The following is a 14,867-nucleotide window of genomic DNA, read 5'->3' on the forward strand; positions in this document are numbered from 1 at the left end:
GAACATAGAATAGGAGTAGAATATGTTATATACAACAACAGCAACGAATACGGACGGTATTAACGGATTAGTTTTTCTATCTGATTTCCCTGAAAAAATAAAAGTGTCACACCCACTTGACAATGACTTGGGGTTTAATCCAGAACAGTTGATAGCTCTGTCTTGGTCAACATGTTTAAATGCTACAATACAATCTTTATTGAAAGCACGAGGGTATGCACATATAAATTCTAAAGTAGATGTGACTGTTGATTTACAAAGAGAATCAAATGGTGTTGGTTTTTTCTTTGATATAAAAGCCGTTGCAACGATTTGGACATTACCACTTGATATAGCTACTGATATTGTTGAATCGGCACATCAACGATGTCCTGTATCCAAGTTAATCAAAGATGCAAAAACCGTTCAATTAAGTGTTCAAATTGCTGAATGAACATTAAAAAATTCTCATTTTAACTCTGTTTCTTCCTATTTATAACACATCATATACATAGGGGATAACAGTCTAGGAAATGTAAAAAGAGAATGTTATAATGCACGTAATGGAGGTGTAGGATATGAGTAATCTTTCAGAACAAGCAATTCAAAGTGTCGAAAATGACGTTGCAAGTTTAGTGTCTGAATACAAAGTGAAAATGGAAGATATATCTCGTGATATTGATGCTAAGATTTTTGATTTTAAAGAAAGCATTGAACAAGAGATTTCTGATTATCAGCAACATGTTTCAGCACACTATCAAGAAAAACTAACACAAAAACGCATTGAAACAGAAAAAGAAATAGAACAAGAGATACATGAGTTGCAAGAAAAAATTCATCATCATAAAGACATGTTCGTACAACGTATTTTAGAGGAGGTTCAAACACGCTATGGCAGTATCTAAAATGCAAAAATGGACCATTTTAGTTGAAGATGAATATCGGTCTTTACTGTTAAAAACAGTACAAGAATTACAACATTTTGAACCTATTGATACAAATTTTGTCACAAAAACAGTAAATGATGACGAACATCAATACGAACAACTTTTAACACATATTCGTCATGCTCAATCAGTATTAGGACCATTTGTGCCTAAAAAAATAAAAAAGACACGTTTTTCACTTACATTATCTGAACTTGAACAACAAATGGTTGATGTAGACAAACGAGATATTTTGACACAAATACTAAACATTGATGAAAAAGAAAAATTGTTACAAAAGCAAATGGGGGATAACAAAGATAAGCATGACTTATTAAAAAAATGGCAATCTTTGCCATTATTGCCTAAGGACATGAGAAAATTAACGTATATACATACATTTGTTGGTGTTATTCCACAAACAAAAACAAATGATTTTTTAGACACATTATTACATCATGAGCATTTATTTGTTGATGTGTTGTATCGTGATACGCATGATATTGGTCTGATTGCCTATATTGATAAAACGTTGGTGAATGAAGCGAATGATGTGCTATCAAGTGTCCAATTTGAAAAATTTGATTATCCATTTGAACAATTACCAAAAGATATGTTGATAGAAACAGAACTTTTGCAAGAAGCAATAAATGAAAAACGGTATCGACTGATTGCGGAAAAAGAAGCATTAAGTCAATTTTATGCTGATTTATTACTGTTAGAAGAATATACCTATACAAAATATTTATGCCAAAAAGCATCTGCTTATTTTTCGACAAGTCAACATATTAGTGGATTAACTGGCTGGATTTCAGAAGAAAAAAGTTCTCTACTTCAATCTCTTATAGCCAAAACATTGCCACAAGGAGCGTATGTCTTTTTAGAAAATACAGAAAGTGTAGACGAAAAAGAGATTCCTATTGTGTTAAAAAATCATCCTTTAGTCGAACCATTTGAATTATTGACAGAAATGTACAGTGTTCCAAAATATTCAGAAATTGACCCTACACCATTACTAGCACCATTTTACGCTGTCTTTTTTGGTATGATGGTGGCAGATATTGGCTATGGATTAGTGATGTTTTTAGGCACACTATATGCTTTAATAAAACTTTCTTTACCTAAATCAACGAAAAAAAATATTAAATTATTTCATATTTTGTCGTATCCAACGATGTTGTGGGGACTGATTTTTGGGTCATTTTTCGGACTAGAATTACCATTTCATCTTTTATCGGCGTCATCAGATCCTATTACGATATTGATCATATCCGTTGTGTTTGGTGTCATTCAACTGATTTTTGGTCTTTTAGTAAACACACGCACCCAATTAAAAGCAAAACAATATAGTGCTGCTTTTTCTGATGGATTGTGTTGGGTAGGGTTACTCCTTGGTTTAGTGATGTATGCATTAAGTCAAACGACATCACTCACATGGTTAGCAACAATCGGACAGTATACTTTGTTAATAAATGCTATTGGGATTGTTTTGAGTACAGCTTTAGGAACAAAAAATAAAATTTTAGGTATCGGTTCAGGTGTTTATAAATTATATGGAGCAAGTAGCTATATTGGTGATTTATCAAGTTATACACGTTTAATGGCACTTTGTGCTGCCGGAGCAAGTATCGGTTCAGCGTTTAATTTAATTATTTCGTTACTACCAGTTCCTGCTCGTTTTACAATCGGCATTGTTTTGTTTGTTTTACTACATGCCCTTAACTTTGGGTTATCCTTATTAGGTGCTTATGTACATGGCATACGTTTACAGTTTGTCGAATTTTTTGGAAAATTTTATGAAGGTGGCGGTCGTGCCATTAAACCTTTAAAAACCTATGAAAAATATAATGATTTAAAAGAAAGATATTCGGAGGAAAAATAATATGGACGCATTTTTAACATTTATGCAATCACAAGCGGGAAGTTTTACATTAGCATGTTTAGGGATTGCTTTAGCTATCATTTTTAGTGGGACAGGATCTGCTAAAGGTGTTGGGATGACAGGTGAAGCTGCTGCAGCTTTATCAAAAGAACAACCAGAAAAATTCGGTAAATCAATGGTATTACAGTTATTACCCGGTACGCAAGGATTTTATGGATTTGTTATTGGTTTAATGATTTATTTCAGATTAGGAACACTTACTTACGATTCAGCATTTAAATTATTGATTGCAGGTGCTGTTGTTGGCTTTACCGGTTTAACATCTGCTATTGCTCAAGGACGTGTGGCAACTGCTGGTATTCAAATTTTAGCGAAAAATGAAGAACATTTCATGAAAGGTGCTATTTATGCCGGAATGGTTGAAATGTACGCTATTTTAGGATTTGTTATTGCTATGTTTTTAGTAATATAAATTGGTGCAATATGATGAATGATATAAAACAATTTACACAGCATATCTTACAGAGAAAAGAAAAAGAATTATTAAAACAGTTATCAGAGCATCAAGTATCAGAAAATAATCGCTTTGAGAAAGAACATGATATGTATGTATCAAAAAAAGACAAAGCAATGCAAGAGATTGATGCAAAAGAAACACTTACTTATAGCATAGAGGAACAAAAAATCATCAATCATAAACGAAATATGATTTTAAAAGCAAAACAAGAGGCGTTACTATCTTTATTTGAAAAAGCCGAAAATGTTATGGCTAATTGGTCATCTACACACTATCAGCAATTTTTTGATAGCGTCATTCAAACACTTGATTCAACAAAACAATATCGATTATCTTTAGGAGAACGTGTAGCACATGATTTTGTATTACCTGATTTTATTAAAAAATCAGATGAAACAATTAAAAATGCATATGGTTTTGTATTAGAATCGGAAGGCATTGTCTATAATTATTTATCTCATCAACTATTATCTGATTTAAAACAAGATTATGTAGGACAGTTAGCTACATTACTAGATGATAAAAAATAGAGTAGGGGGAGATAGGATGAATGATACAGTATACGCAAGTTTAAATACTTTTGTTCGTATAAAAGAAAATCAATTATTGTCTAAGGAAACCTTCGATACTTTATTAAAAGCTCAATCGTTGAATCATGCATTCAATCAATTAAAATCAACGATTTATAGTGAATTAACAGAACAGTTTGAAGAACAGTTAATGTCAATTTTAACGGATACGTATGCTCAGTTAAAACAAGAAACACCTAAACAAGAAGTGCTTGACGTGTTTACATTGGTATATACGTACCACAATTTAAAAATTTTGTTAAAAACCCATATTGCCAATATGTCGTTAATGCCATTGTTAATACCTATTGGGCGTTATGAAAAAGATGCTTTAGAGCAATTGGCAAAAACAGGTACGTCAGATGTATTACCAAAAATAATGGTAGACGAAGTGTATCATGCGATTGCTCATTACAAAGAATACGGACAAATTCAAGCTTTGGATATTTTAATGGATAGAGCTTACTTTATTCATTTAAAACATATTGTTGATGATTTGGAACAACCTGAAGTCAAAAAAATTGTAACGGCTTGGGCGGATTTATACAATTTGAATTGTGTATTAAGAACACTTCATAAAAAAGTGAGCCGTAGTTTTTTGCTGTCGATTTTATCTCAAACAGGTAGTATGGATATAAACATCATTGTCGAGTTAGCGATGAGTAATCGATTAAGTGATTTATTTGCTATGTATCGTGAAAAAGATTTTTCGACTGTTTTACCAGATATTTTTTCAGTCGATACGTGTTCATCTATTGATGTCGAAAAAGCAAGAGATAGTATTGCACATTACTATTTATCAAATGCACCTTATCAAGCATTTGGTATGTTACCTGTTTTATCTTATATGTATTACAAAGAAATGGAAATTAAAAATTTACGTCTAATTCTAACAGGAAAAGATAATGACATGGACGAAGCCGTGTTAAAAGAAAGGATGCGACCAATCTATTATGGCTTATAAAATTGCAGTAGTTGGTGATAAAGATTCTATTATGCCGTTTAAAATGATTGGTTTTGATACATTCTTTTGCAGACAACCACAAGAAGCTAGAGAAACCATTCAAACATTGGCCAATCAACATTACGGCATTATCTATGTAACAGAACAAATTGCGCAAATAATTCCAGAAGTTATTGCTTATTACCGAAACAAATCTATCCCAGCGGTTATTTTAATACCGAATTACAAAGGCAGCTTAAACATCGGATTAAACAATATACAAGAAAACGTAGAAAAAGCTATCGGACAGAATATCTTGTAGCCGTAGGAAGCAACGCTGACGTACGGATACAAGATGGGACGGACGAGTGCAACAAAAAAATCTCGAAGAGATTTAACAAGCACTCGGAGTACCAAACCATAGAAAGCCGTAGGAAGCAACGCTAAGGAAGCTGCGGAGCAAAGCTCCCTAGTACGATATTCGTAACTAGCAAAGCTAGAACGACTATCGCAATGGGACGGACGAGTGTAACAAAAAAATCTCGAAGAGATTTAACAAGCACTCGGAGTACTAAACCATAGAAAGCCGTAGGAAGCAACGCTAAGGAAGCTACGGAGCAAAGCTCCCTAGTACGATATTCGTAACTAGCAAAGCTAGAACGACTATCGCAATGGGACGGAGCGAAACAAAAATGTAAGGAAATCACGGAGCGAAGCTCCCTGATACGACATTCGTAAAACAGCAAAGCTGTAACGACTGTCGCTATTAAGAAAGAAAGGACTAATGTTGTGAAATCAGGAACAATTATAAAAGTGTCAGGGCCATTAGTCATGGCGTCTGGTATGGAAGATGCAAATATCCAAGATATTTGTAAAGTAGGACATATTGGATTGATTGGCGAGATTATTGAAATGAGAAAAGACGTTGCTTCTATCCAAGTTTATGAAGAAACGTCAGGAATAGGTCCGGGTGAACCTGTTGAAACAACAGGAGAGGCATTATCTGTTGAATTAGGACCTGGAATATTGTCACAAATGTTTGACGGTATTCAACGTCCTTTAGATACATATCATGAAAAAACACAAAGTGATTTTTTACTTCGTGGTGTAGACATTAAACCATTAAGTCGTGAAAAGAAATGGGTCTTTTCACCTAGTGTATCTGTTGGAGATACTGTTGAATCAGGAGATATTATCGGAACGGTTCAAGAAACAGAAGTGATTGAACATCGTATTATGGTTCCATATGGGAAAAAGGGTGTTATCACATCTGTTGAATCAGGAGAAGTTACATTAAACGATACAGTGTACACATTACGAACAGAAAAAGGGATTGAAAGTTTTACAATGTTACAAAAATGGCCTGTTCGACGTGGTAGACCATTTAAACGTAAAATGAATCCAAATGAACCGATGTTAACTGGACAACGTGTCATAGATACATTTTTCCCTGTTACAAAAGGAGGAGGAGCAGCCGTTCCAGGACCTTTTGGAGCAGGAAAAACAGTTGTACAGCACCAAATCGCCAAATGGGCAAATGTTGATATTGTCGTTTATGTTGGATGTGGTGAACGTGGAAATGAAATGACAGACGTTTTGAATGAATTCCCAGAATTGATTGACCCAAATACAGAAAAGTCTATTATGAATCGTACTATTTTGATTGCCAATACATCTAATATGCCTGTGGCAGCACGTGAAGCATCCATTTATACAGGTATTACCATTGCAGAATATTTTAGAGATATGGGGTATAATGTAGCGATTATGGCAGACTCAACATCACGTTGGGCAGAAGCATTACGTGAAATGTCGGGACGATTAGAAGAAATGCCCGGAGATGAAGGGTATCCTGCTTATTTAGGTAGCCGTATTGCCGAATACTATGAACGTGCAGGGAAAGTCGTGACGTTAGGTGGAAAAGAACGTATAGGTTCCGTCACAGCGATTGGTGCCGTGTCACCTCCTGGAGGAGATATTTCTGAACCGGTCACCCAAAATACATTACGTATCGTGAAAGTCTTTTGGGGATTAGATGCCTTACTAGCACAAAAACGACATTTTCCGTCAATGAACTGGTTAACATCTTATTCACTATATTTGGATGAAGTTGGGCATTATTTAGACAGTGCATTATCATTAAATTGGTCAGAGCACGTTATACATGCCATGAAAGTATTGCAAGAAGAATCAGAGTTGGAAGAAATTGTAAGGTTGGTCGGATTAGATTCATTAGCAGACAAAGATAAAATTACTATGTTAATTGCTCGTATGATTAGAGAAGACTATCTACAACAAAATGCTTTTGATGAAGTAGACACATTTACTTCTTATAGAAAGCAAGCAACTATGCTAGATTTAATCATTACATTTGAAAAAGAAGCACGTAAAGCATTGTCATTAGGTGCCTACTACGATGAAATTGTAGATGGCACGGTACACGTTCGTGATAGAATTGCACGTGCAAAATATGTACCAGAAACTGAACTAAAGACACTACATGTATTAAAAGAAAATATTCCACAAACACTACAAGACGTAATGGCTAAAGGAGGTATGACAGAGCGTGATTAAAGAATATAAAACAGTTAGCGAAGTCGTAGGACCTTTAATGGCTGTTGAACACGTAGAAGGTGTTAAATTTGATGAATTAGTAGATATTCAGCTACAAGATGGCACCGTTAGACGTGGACAAGTCTTAGAAGTACACTATGACAAAGCGTTAGTCCAGTTATTCGACAGTCCAAGTGGTATTAACTTGCGAGATACAAAAGTTAGATTTAAAGGAAAACCATTAGAACTTGCTGTATCAGAAGATATGGTTGGCCGTATTTTTGATGGAATGGGTCAAGTGAAAGATGGTGGTCCAAATATTATTCCTGAAAAATTTTTAGATATTAACGGACAAGCAATTAATCCGATTTGCCGTGATTATCCGGATGAATTTATTCAAACAGGAATTTCGTCTATTGACCACTTAAATACACTAGTACGTGGACAAAAATTACCCGTCTTTTCCGGATCGGGTTTGCCTCATAAAGAACTTGCCGCACAAATCGCTCGTCAAGCGACTGTCCTAAATTCCGATGAAAAATTTGCGGTAGTTTTTGCTGCTATGGGTATTACTTTTGAAGAAGCAGAATACTTTATGGAAGATTTTAGAAAAACAGGTGCTATTGAGCGTTCTGTTATGTTTATCAATTTAGCCAATGACCCTGCTATTGAACGTATTGCAACACCAAAAATGGCATTAACAGCAGCAGAATATTTAGCTTTTGAAAAAGATATGCACGTATTAGTTATCATGACAGATATGACCAATTATTGTGAAGCATTACGTGAAGTGTCTGCTGCACGCCGTGAAGTACCTGGACGAAGAGGGTATCCTGGTTATTTGTATACTAATTTATCCACTTTATACGAAAGAGCAGGACGCCTTATTGGAAAAAAAGGTTCTGTTACCCAAATTCCAATTTTAACAATGCCTGAAGACGATATTACACACCCAATTCCAGACTTGACGGGATATATTACAGAGGGACAGATTATTTTATCCAGAGATTTATACAATGCAGGTATAAAACCTCCAATCAATGTTTTACCGTCTTTATCACGTTTAAAGGATAAAGGAACCGGAGAAGGAAAAACAAGAGAAGATCATGCCGCAACAATGAACCAATTATTTGCTGCCTATGCTCAAGGAAAACAAGTAAAAGAGTTAGCTGTTGTATTAGGTGAATCAGCTTTATCTAAAACGGATAAATTATACGTTGAATTTACAACACGTTTTGAGGAAGAATATGTCAATCAAGGATTTTATAAAAACCGTTCTATTTTTGATACATTATCACTTGGTTGGGAATTACTATCTATTTTACCTAGAACAGAGTTAAAACGTATTAAAGATAATATGTTAGATAAGTATCTTTCCGAGGAGTGATGACATGACACGTTTAAACGTTAAACCAACCCGTATGGAATTGTCTGTCTTGAAAAAAAGATTAAAAACATCTACTCGTGGACATAAATTATTAAAAGATAAACAAGATGAACTTATGCGTCGTTTTATCCTTCTCATCAAAGAAAATCATACATTAAGACAAGATGTTGAAATGCGTTTAACAAAGGGAATGCAATCTTTTGTTTTAGCTAAATCATTATTACACGAAGCTTTTATTGAAGAAGCGTTTGCTTTACCAACACAAGAAGTATCCTTACAAATAGATGAGCAAAATATTATGAGCGTTACAGTACCTAAGTTACATGTACAATTTCCTGAAGATGTTCATCAAAAAAATACATTTCAATATGGTTTATTAAACTCAAATAGTGATATGGATAAAGCGATTGATGAGTTAACAGATACAACAAAAGCATTATTACGTTTAACAGAAGTTGAAAAAACATGTCAGCTACTCGCAGATGAAATCGAAAAGACACGCCGTCGTGTAAATGCATTAGAACATTTAATTATTCCACAACTTGAAGAAACTATTGCATATATTCAAATGAAACTTGAAGAAAATGAACGTAGTAATATCATTCGTATGATGAAAGTAAAAGATAAATAAAAAATCATCAGGCACTTTTTAGTGTCTGATGACTTTTTATTTAATAAGTTGATACTAAACGGATAACTCATGATAAATATCTTTTCTATGTCCAAATTCAAGTGCTAAAATAATCAAAGTATTTTCTTGAATATCACAAATCAATCGATAATATCCAATACGATAGTGCCATTCCCGTGACTTATCTCCAGTTAAACCTTTCCCGTGTTGTCTAGGATTATTTGTACCTTCTAAATGCTTATCAATCCATGCAAATAAAAGTCGTTGAATCTGTCTATCTATTTTTTTGATTTGATTTTGTGCTTTTTTTGAATAGTGAATATGATACATTATTCAAATCCTAATTCTTTCTTGAAATCAGCATGTGATAATGTTTCAGAGTTTTCCAAATATTCTTGGAATGATTGTTTATATAATTTTAAATCATATTCATCTTCAATCACTGTTTCTAAAGCTCTCTTAAACAAGCTAGACAAACTTTGTCCTTGAATTTGTGCATAATTTTTAAAAAATGTTTCCTCTTCTTTATTTAATCGAACGGTAATTGTACTCATGTTATCTCCTCCGTATATGTGTTACATTGTAACACATTATTTTTAGGAATGTCATTTTTCTTATTCTAGTTACGCCGAACAAGAAATAAAATATCTTAATATTTTTATGAAAACAATAGATAACTTTGCTAATTTATGTTATATTAGAAAGAAGATTATAATATTAGGTGGAAATAAAATATGGCAGAACGTGGATTGTTGATTGTTCTTTCTGGACCGTCAGGTGTTGGAAAAGGAACTGTTCGACAAAAAATATTTGAACAAACTCAAAACGATGCACTGATTTACTCTATTTCAGCGACAACAAGACAGTGTCGTGAGGGAGAAGTAGACGGTGTTGATTATTTATTTAGAACAAAAGAAGAGTTTGAACAAATGATTAAAGATGGCAAAATGTTAGAATATGCCGAATACGTTGGGAACTATTATGGGACTCCCGTTGATTATGTAGAAGAAATGTTAGAAAAAGGCAAAGATGTCTTTTTAGAAATAGAAGTCAATGGTGCTATACAAGTAAGAAGTAAAATGCCAGAAGGTGTATTTATTTTTTTAACACCACCTGATTTAGAAGAGTTAGAACGACGTTTAATTGGTAGAGGAACAGATGATGCTCCTATTATTGAAAAACGTATTAAAAAAGCAAAAGAAGAACTTGCTTTAATGAAACATTATGATTATGCTGTTATCAACGATGATGTTCAATCAGCTGTTGATAAAGTGAAAGCAATTATTCAAAGTGAACATTTAAAAGTGACTCGTGTTTTTGACGAGTGGCATAGTAAATAAGTAGGAGGCAAATCATTATGATGTTATATCCATCTATTGATAAATTATTAGATAAAATTGATTCAAAATACTCACTAGTTATCGTTTCTAGTAAACGAGCTCATGAACTAGACCGTCATGAAGAAGGTGCTTTAGAAGATTACGATTCATATAAAAATGTAGGTCGTGCTTTAGAAGAAGTTGTAGCAGGTGAGTTAACGATTGACCCGCTGACAACACCAGAAGAAGTTTAATAGTCTTAAAAGTAGCGAGGAAACGATTCTGTTATACTCGCTTTCTTTTTGTGAATTTTTAAAAAATATGCTAGAGTAATAGTGCGTATTATGAGGTAGAGGAGGAATACAATGTCCATGTTTTTAGATTATGCAAAAGTCTTTGTAAAAGCTGGAAAAGGCGGAGATGGTATGGTGGCGTTTCGTCGTGAAAAATATGTTCCAGACGGTGGACCAGCTGGTGGAGATGGTGGAAATGGCGGTAGTGTTATTTTTCGTGTCGACGAAGGACTTAGAACATTGATGGATTTTAGATATAATCGTATTTTTAAAGGTAAAAATGGCGAAAATGGAATGAGTAAAAGCATGTTTGGTAAAGGTGCAAAAGATACTTATGTCAATGTTCCAGCGGGAACCATTGTTAGAAATGCACAAACAAATGCTGTCATTGCAGATATGACTGAAAAAAATCAAGAAGTTGTCATTGCCAAAGGTGGACGTGGTGGACGTGGAAATAAACGTTTTGCAACACATAAAAATCCCGCTCCAGAAGTTGCTGAAAATGGTGAATCAGGAGAAGAATTAGAAGTTATTTTAGAGTTAAAAGTGCTAGCTGATGTTGGGTTGGTAGGTTTTCCATCAGTTGGGAAATCGACTTTATTATCTGTTGTAAGTAGTGCTAAACCTAAAATAGCCGAATATCATTTTACGACAATTGTACCAAACTTAGGTATGGTTAGTGTTCCACATACATCAGAACAATTTGTTATGGCAGATTTACCCGGATTGATTGAGGGAGCTTCATCTGGGGTTGGGTTAGGTATTCAATTTTTAAAACATATTGAACGTACACGTGTTATTTTACATGTGATTGATATGGCAAGTATTGAAGGAAGAGATCCTTTTGATGATTATGAAAAGATTAACCATGAGCTGTCTACTTATCAATTACGTTTATTAGAACGTCCAACAATTATCGTGGCAAATAAAATGGATATGCCACAAGCACAAGAAAATTTAATCGTCTTTAAACAAAAACTAAATGAAATATATTCTGATAAGCAGATTGATATTGTGGAAATTTCTGCATGGCAATCAAAAGGTGTTGAGGAATTATTACTTAAAACATACAGCTTGTTAGAAGAAACAGATCCATTCCCATTATTTGAAGATGAGGTTGTGCTTGAAGAAAATATTGTTTATACATTGGAACAAGAACAACCGTTTACGATTACACGAGATGATGACGCAATCTGGGTATTAAGTGGAGAAAAATTAGAAAAATTATTTGATATGACTAATTTTTCACATGATGAAAGTATTATGCGTTTTGCACGTCAGTTGAGAAGTATGGGGATTGATGAAGCATTACGTGAAAAAGGTGCAGTAAGTGGAGATACCGTACGTATTAAATCTTTTGAGTTTGAGTTTGTCGATTAAGGTCATACAGTTAGAAAGGAGTTGGTCATATGTATTTACAGTTTTTAGGAACTGGTGCAGGCGTCCCTTCAAAAAGTAGAAATGTATCATCTATCGCTTTAAAAATGTTAGATGAACGAAATGAAGTATGGTTATTTGATTGTGGAGAAGCTACCCAACATACTATTTTACATACGAGTATTCGTCCTAGAAAAATTACTAAAATATTTGTTACACATTTACATGGAGATCACATTTATGGATTACCTGGATTATTAAGTAGTCGTGCGTTTCAAGGAGGAGAAGAATCTTTAACGATTTATGGACCAGTCGGTATTAAAGATTTTGTCTTAACCTCTTTAAAAATTTCACATTGTCATTTGAAGTATCCATTACATTTTGTTGAGCTCGAGCAAGAAGGAGTTGCTTATCAAGATGATAAAATTGCTGTAAAGTATATGACATTACAACATGGAATACAGTCTTATGGCTATCGTGTTATTGAAGCTGATTATCCTGGTGAATTACAAATTGAGAAATTGAAACAGTACAATATTCCTAATGGGCCTATTTTTGGTCGTATTAAAAAAGGTGAAATTGTAACATTAGAGGACGGTACAGTGATCAATGGTAAGGACTTTATTGGTGAGCAAAAAAAAGGAAGAGAAGTCGTTATTTTTGGAGATACACGTTTTGTGTCATCCCATATTTCATTTTGTCAACATGCTGATGTTTTAGTACATGAATCGACATTTGGAAAAGGCGAAGAAAAATTAGCTCATAATTATTTCCATGCCACTTGTCAACAGGCAGCAGAAATTGCTGTAAAAGCAAATGTAAAACAACTTTATTTAACACATATTAGTTCAAGATATTTAGGACAAGATGTTAAAAAACTTCAAAAAGATGCACAAGCCATTTTTGCAAATACAAAAGTTGTCCATGATTTATTAGAAATTGAGGTGCCTTTTAATCATGACTAGAACGATTTTATTAACAGGAGCAACTGGTGGATTAGGACAGGCGCTGGTTGAAGAATTAACACAAGAACCAACACATTTTATACTAGTTGGTCGAAAAGAACCAATATTAAAAGAATTAAAAGATACGTTTACAAGTGATACAGTAACTGTTGATTACATTGTTTGTGATTTATCGAAAGAACAAGATAGACAAATGTGTTTAAATGCGTTACCAGAACAAATTGACATCATCATTCATAATGCGGGTTATGGTATATTTGAAGAAGCTCATTTATTTACAGATAATACAGTAGAGCATATGTTTTCTGTAAATATTTTGTCACCGATTGTATTGACGAATGCTTTATTACCTAAATTATATAAACAAGGTAAAGGACATATTATTTTTGTTGCTTCTCAAGCGAGTAAAATGGCAACACCCAAGTCATCTATTTATTCAGCAACGAAATTTGGACTAAGAGGATATGCGAATGCTCTTCGATTAGAAGCAAAAAAACATGGTATTTTTGTGACGACGGTTAATCCCGGACCTATTGATACAGGATTTTTTGATATTGCAGATAAAACAGGACAATATCAAAAAGCAGTAGCAAATACCATGCTCACAGCAAAAGATGTTGCTCGGAAGATAAGTCGAAGAATTTTTAGACCTACACGAGAAATCAATTTACCATTTAGTATGGCGGTAGCAGCGGTTCTTTATGAAGTATTGCCAACAGTGTCGGATAGATTAGTTTTGAAATTGTTCAATAAAAAATGACAATCATTTCAATTTATTATATAATAAATTGAACAATAAAAACGATGAAGGAGTTTATTATGGCTAAAGAAATGACACATTTAAAATTTTATTTTAGAAATGGTGAAACTTGGACAGTCGAAAGAAGAACGATTGGAGATTTATGGATTAAACAAATCACAACAAGTTTTGGACGTATTGGCGAAAGTGATTTCCAAAAAATTCATCCATGTGGTTCTTTTAGAATTGAAGTATATCCAGAAGCTGATCATGTTAATACAAAAGATATCAATCTTGGCGGATTAGAACAAGGTATGTTTGGACGTGTACGTACATATCAAGATATTGAAAAAATGGATATTGTATTTGATACAAATGATGCAGACACTGTTTATTTCCCTTATAAAGCATTAGATGAAGATGGTATGGATAATAAATATCAATCATCAGTAGTTGCATCTAACGGACATTTATACATTGTTGTAGATTCTGAAAAAACAGTAAACGATATTTATCATGTATAAAAAGAAAGGTGAGGTTTTTAACCTTGCCTTTTTGTATTTATAAAATTGTATTTTTTAATAACTGATTTTATCTTTCTTACGATTGATAAAACTGATAGTTGGTATAATTATGGCTTTTTTTATAAAATATAGACCAAAAAAAATTAATTGTTCGTTTTTTTGAAAAAATAACTTTATTTTTCATGTTTTTTTCATTTTAAAATACAATTTATTGTCTGAAACCGTAAAAAAAGAATAAAATTTGTTTTATTTTTCGTGTTTAT

General features: G+C 33.4%; 18 protein-coding genes. 16 read left to right on the top strand and 2 right to left on the bottom strand.

Annotated features, from left to right (window positions below; translation table 11 throughout):
* Positions 1-22: 22 nt before the first annotated feature.
* From GMA06_RS01730 to GMA06_RS01775, 10 genes are all read left to right on the top strand, one after another.
* On the top strand, positions 23-433 hold the full coding sequence (locus GMA06_RS01730; RefSeq protein ID WP_163561488.1) for an OsmC family protein: 411 nt from the start codon (positions 23-25) through the stop codon (positions 431-433).
* A gap of 124 nt (positions 434-557) precedes the next feature.
* Positions 558-884 carry a hypothetical protein gene (locus tag GMA06_RS01735; RefSeq protein WP_163546086.1) on the top strand — a complete coding sequence of 109 codons (327 nt, stop codon included), beginning with the start codon at positions 558-560 and terminating at the stop codon, positions 882-884.
* On the top strand, positions 871-2,787 hold the full coding sequence (locus tag GMA06_RS01740) for a V-type ATP synthase subunit I (RefSeq protein ID WP_163561489.1): 1,917 nt from the start codon (positions 871-873) through the stop codon (positions 2,785-2,787). The genes GMA06_RS01735 and GMA06_RS01740 overlap by 14 nt, the downstream gene beginning before the upstream one ends.
* 1 nt (position 2,788) lies before the next feature.
* Positions 2,789-3,259 (top strand): V-type ATP synthase subunit K, encoded by a 471-nt coding sequence (locus GMA06_RS01745; protein WP_163546084.1) that lies wholly within the window; start codon positions 2,789-2,791, stop codon positions 3,257-3,259.
* Positions 3,260-3,273: 14 nt separating this feature from the next.
* Complete coding sequence (locus GMA06_RS01750) at positions 3,274-3,834, top strand: hypothetical protein (protein ID WP_163561490.1); 561 nt, start codon at positions 3,274-3,276, stop codon at positions 3,832-3,834.
* A 16-nt stretch (positions 3,835-3,850) separates the two neighbouring features.
* Positions 3,851-4,837 carry a V-type ATPase subunit gene (locus GMA06_RS01755; RefSeq protein WP_163546082.1) on the top strand — a complete coding sequence of 329 codons (987 nt, stop codon included), beginning with the start codon at positions 3,851-3,853 and terminating at the stop codon, positions 4,835-4,837.
* A complete protein-coding gene (locus tag GMA06_RS01760; RefSeq protein ID WP_163546081.1) occupies positions 4,827-5,138 on the top strand; it encodes a V-type ATP synthase subunit F in 312 nt (103 codons plus the stop codon). Before GMA06_RS01755 ends, GMA06_RS01760 begins: the two co-directional genes overlap by 11 nt.
* Positions 5,139-5,605: 467 nt before the next feature.
* On the top strand, positions 5,606-7,390 hold the full coding sequence (locus GMA06_RS01765; RefSeq protein ID WP_163546080.1) for a V-type ATP synthase subunit A: 1,785 nt from the start codon (positions 5,606-5,608) through the stop codon (positions 7,388-7,390).
* Complete coding sequence (locus GMA06_RS01770; protein WP_163561491.1) at positions 7,383-8,756, top strand: V-type ATP synthase subunit B; 1,374 nt, start codon at positions 7,383-7,385, stop codon at positions 8,754-8,756. Before GMA06_RS01765 ends, GMA06_RS01770 begins: the two co-directional genes overlap by 8 nt.
* Positions 8,757-8,760: 4 nt before the next feature.
* A complete protein-coding gene (locus GMA06_RS01775; RefSeq protein WP_163546078.1) occupies positions 8,761-9,387 on the top strand; it encodes a V-type ATP synthase subunit D in 627 nt (208 codons plus the stop codon).
* Between the two features lie 54 nt (positions 9,388-9,441).
* On the opposite strand, the gene GMA06_RS01780 is transcribed toward GMA06_RS01775, so the two are convergent.
* Together GMA06_RS01780 and GMA06_RS01785 are read right to left on the bottom strand one after the other, a co-directional pair.
* A complete protein-coding gene (locus GMA06_RS01780) occupies positions 9,442-9,717 on the bottom strand; it encodes a type II toxin-antitoxin system RelE/ParE family toxin (protein WP_163561492.1) in 276 nt (91 codons plus the stop codon).
* On the bottom strand, positions 9,717-9,941 hold the full coding sequence (locus GMA06_RS01785; protein ID WP_163561493.1) for a DUF6290 family protein: 225 nt from the start codon (positions 9,939-9,941) through the stop codon (positions 9,717-9,719). Before GMA06_RS01785 ends, GMA06_RS01780 begins: the two co-directional genes overlap by 1 nt.
* A 180-nt stretch (positions 9,942-10,121) precedes the next feature.
* Between GMA06_RS01785 and gmk the strand changes: the two genes are divergently transcribed.
* The 6 genes from gmk to GMA06_RS01815 all read left to right on the top strand — a co-directional run bounded on the left by gmk (position 10,122) and on the right by GMA06_RS01815 (position 14,604).
* Positions 10,122-10,727 (top strand): guanylate kinase, encoded by a 606-nt coding sequence (gene gmk / locus GMA06_RS01790; protein ID WP_163546075.1) that lies wholly within the window; start codon positions 10,122-10,124, stop codon positions 10,725-10,727.
* Between the two features lie 17 nt (positions 10,728-10,744).
* Positions 10,745-10,960 (top strand): DNA-directed RNA polymerase subunit omega, encoded by a 216-nt coding sequence (rpoZ, locus tag GMA06_RS01795; RefSeq protein ID WP_163561494.1) that lies wholly within the window; start codon positions 10,745-10,747, stop codon positions 10,958-10,960.
* A 111-nt stretch (positions 10,961-11,071) separates the two neighbouring features.
* Entirely contained in the window at positions 11,072-12,379 is a 1,308-nt protein-coding gene (obgE, locus tag GMA06_RS01800) for a GTPase ObgE (RefSeq protein ID WP_163561495.1), read from the top strand.
* Between the two features lie 29 nt (positions 12,380-12,408).
* Positions 12,409-13,341, top strand: coding sequence for a ribonuclease Z (gene rnz / locus GMA06_RS01805; protein ID WP_163561496.1), 933 nt, complete (start codon positions 12,409-12,411; stop codon positions 13,339-13,341).
* Entirely contained in the window at positions 13,334-14,101 is a 768-nt protein-coding gene (locus GMA06_RS01810) for an SDR family oxidoreductase (protein ID WP_163546071.1), read from the top strand. Before rnz ends, GMA06_RS01810 begins: the two co-directional genes overlap by 8 nt.
* A 59-nt stretch (positions 14,102-14,160) precedes the next feature.
* Positions 14,161-14,604 (top strand): hypothetical protein, encoded by a 444-nt coding sequence (locus tag GMA06_RS01815; protein ID WP_163561497.1) that lies wholly within the window; start codon positions 14,161-14,163, stop codon positions 14,602-14,604.
* Positions 14,605-14,867 lie beyond the last annotated feature (263 nt).

The sequence above is a fragment of the Granulicatella sp. zg-84 genome (genome assembly GCF_010892375.1).
Classification (GTDB): Bacteria; Bacillota; Bacilli; order Lactobacillales; family Aerococcaceae; genus WM01.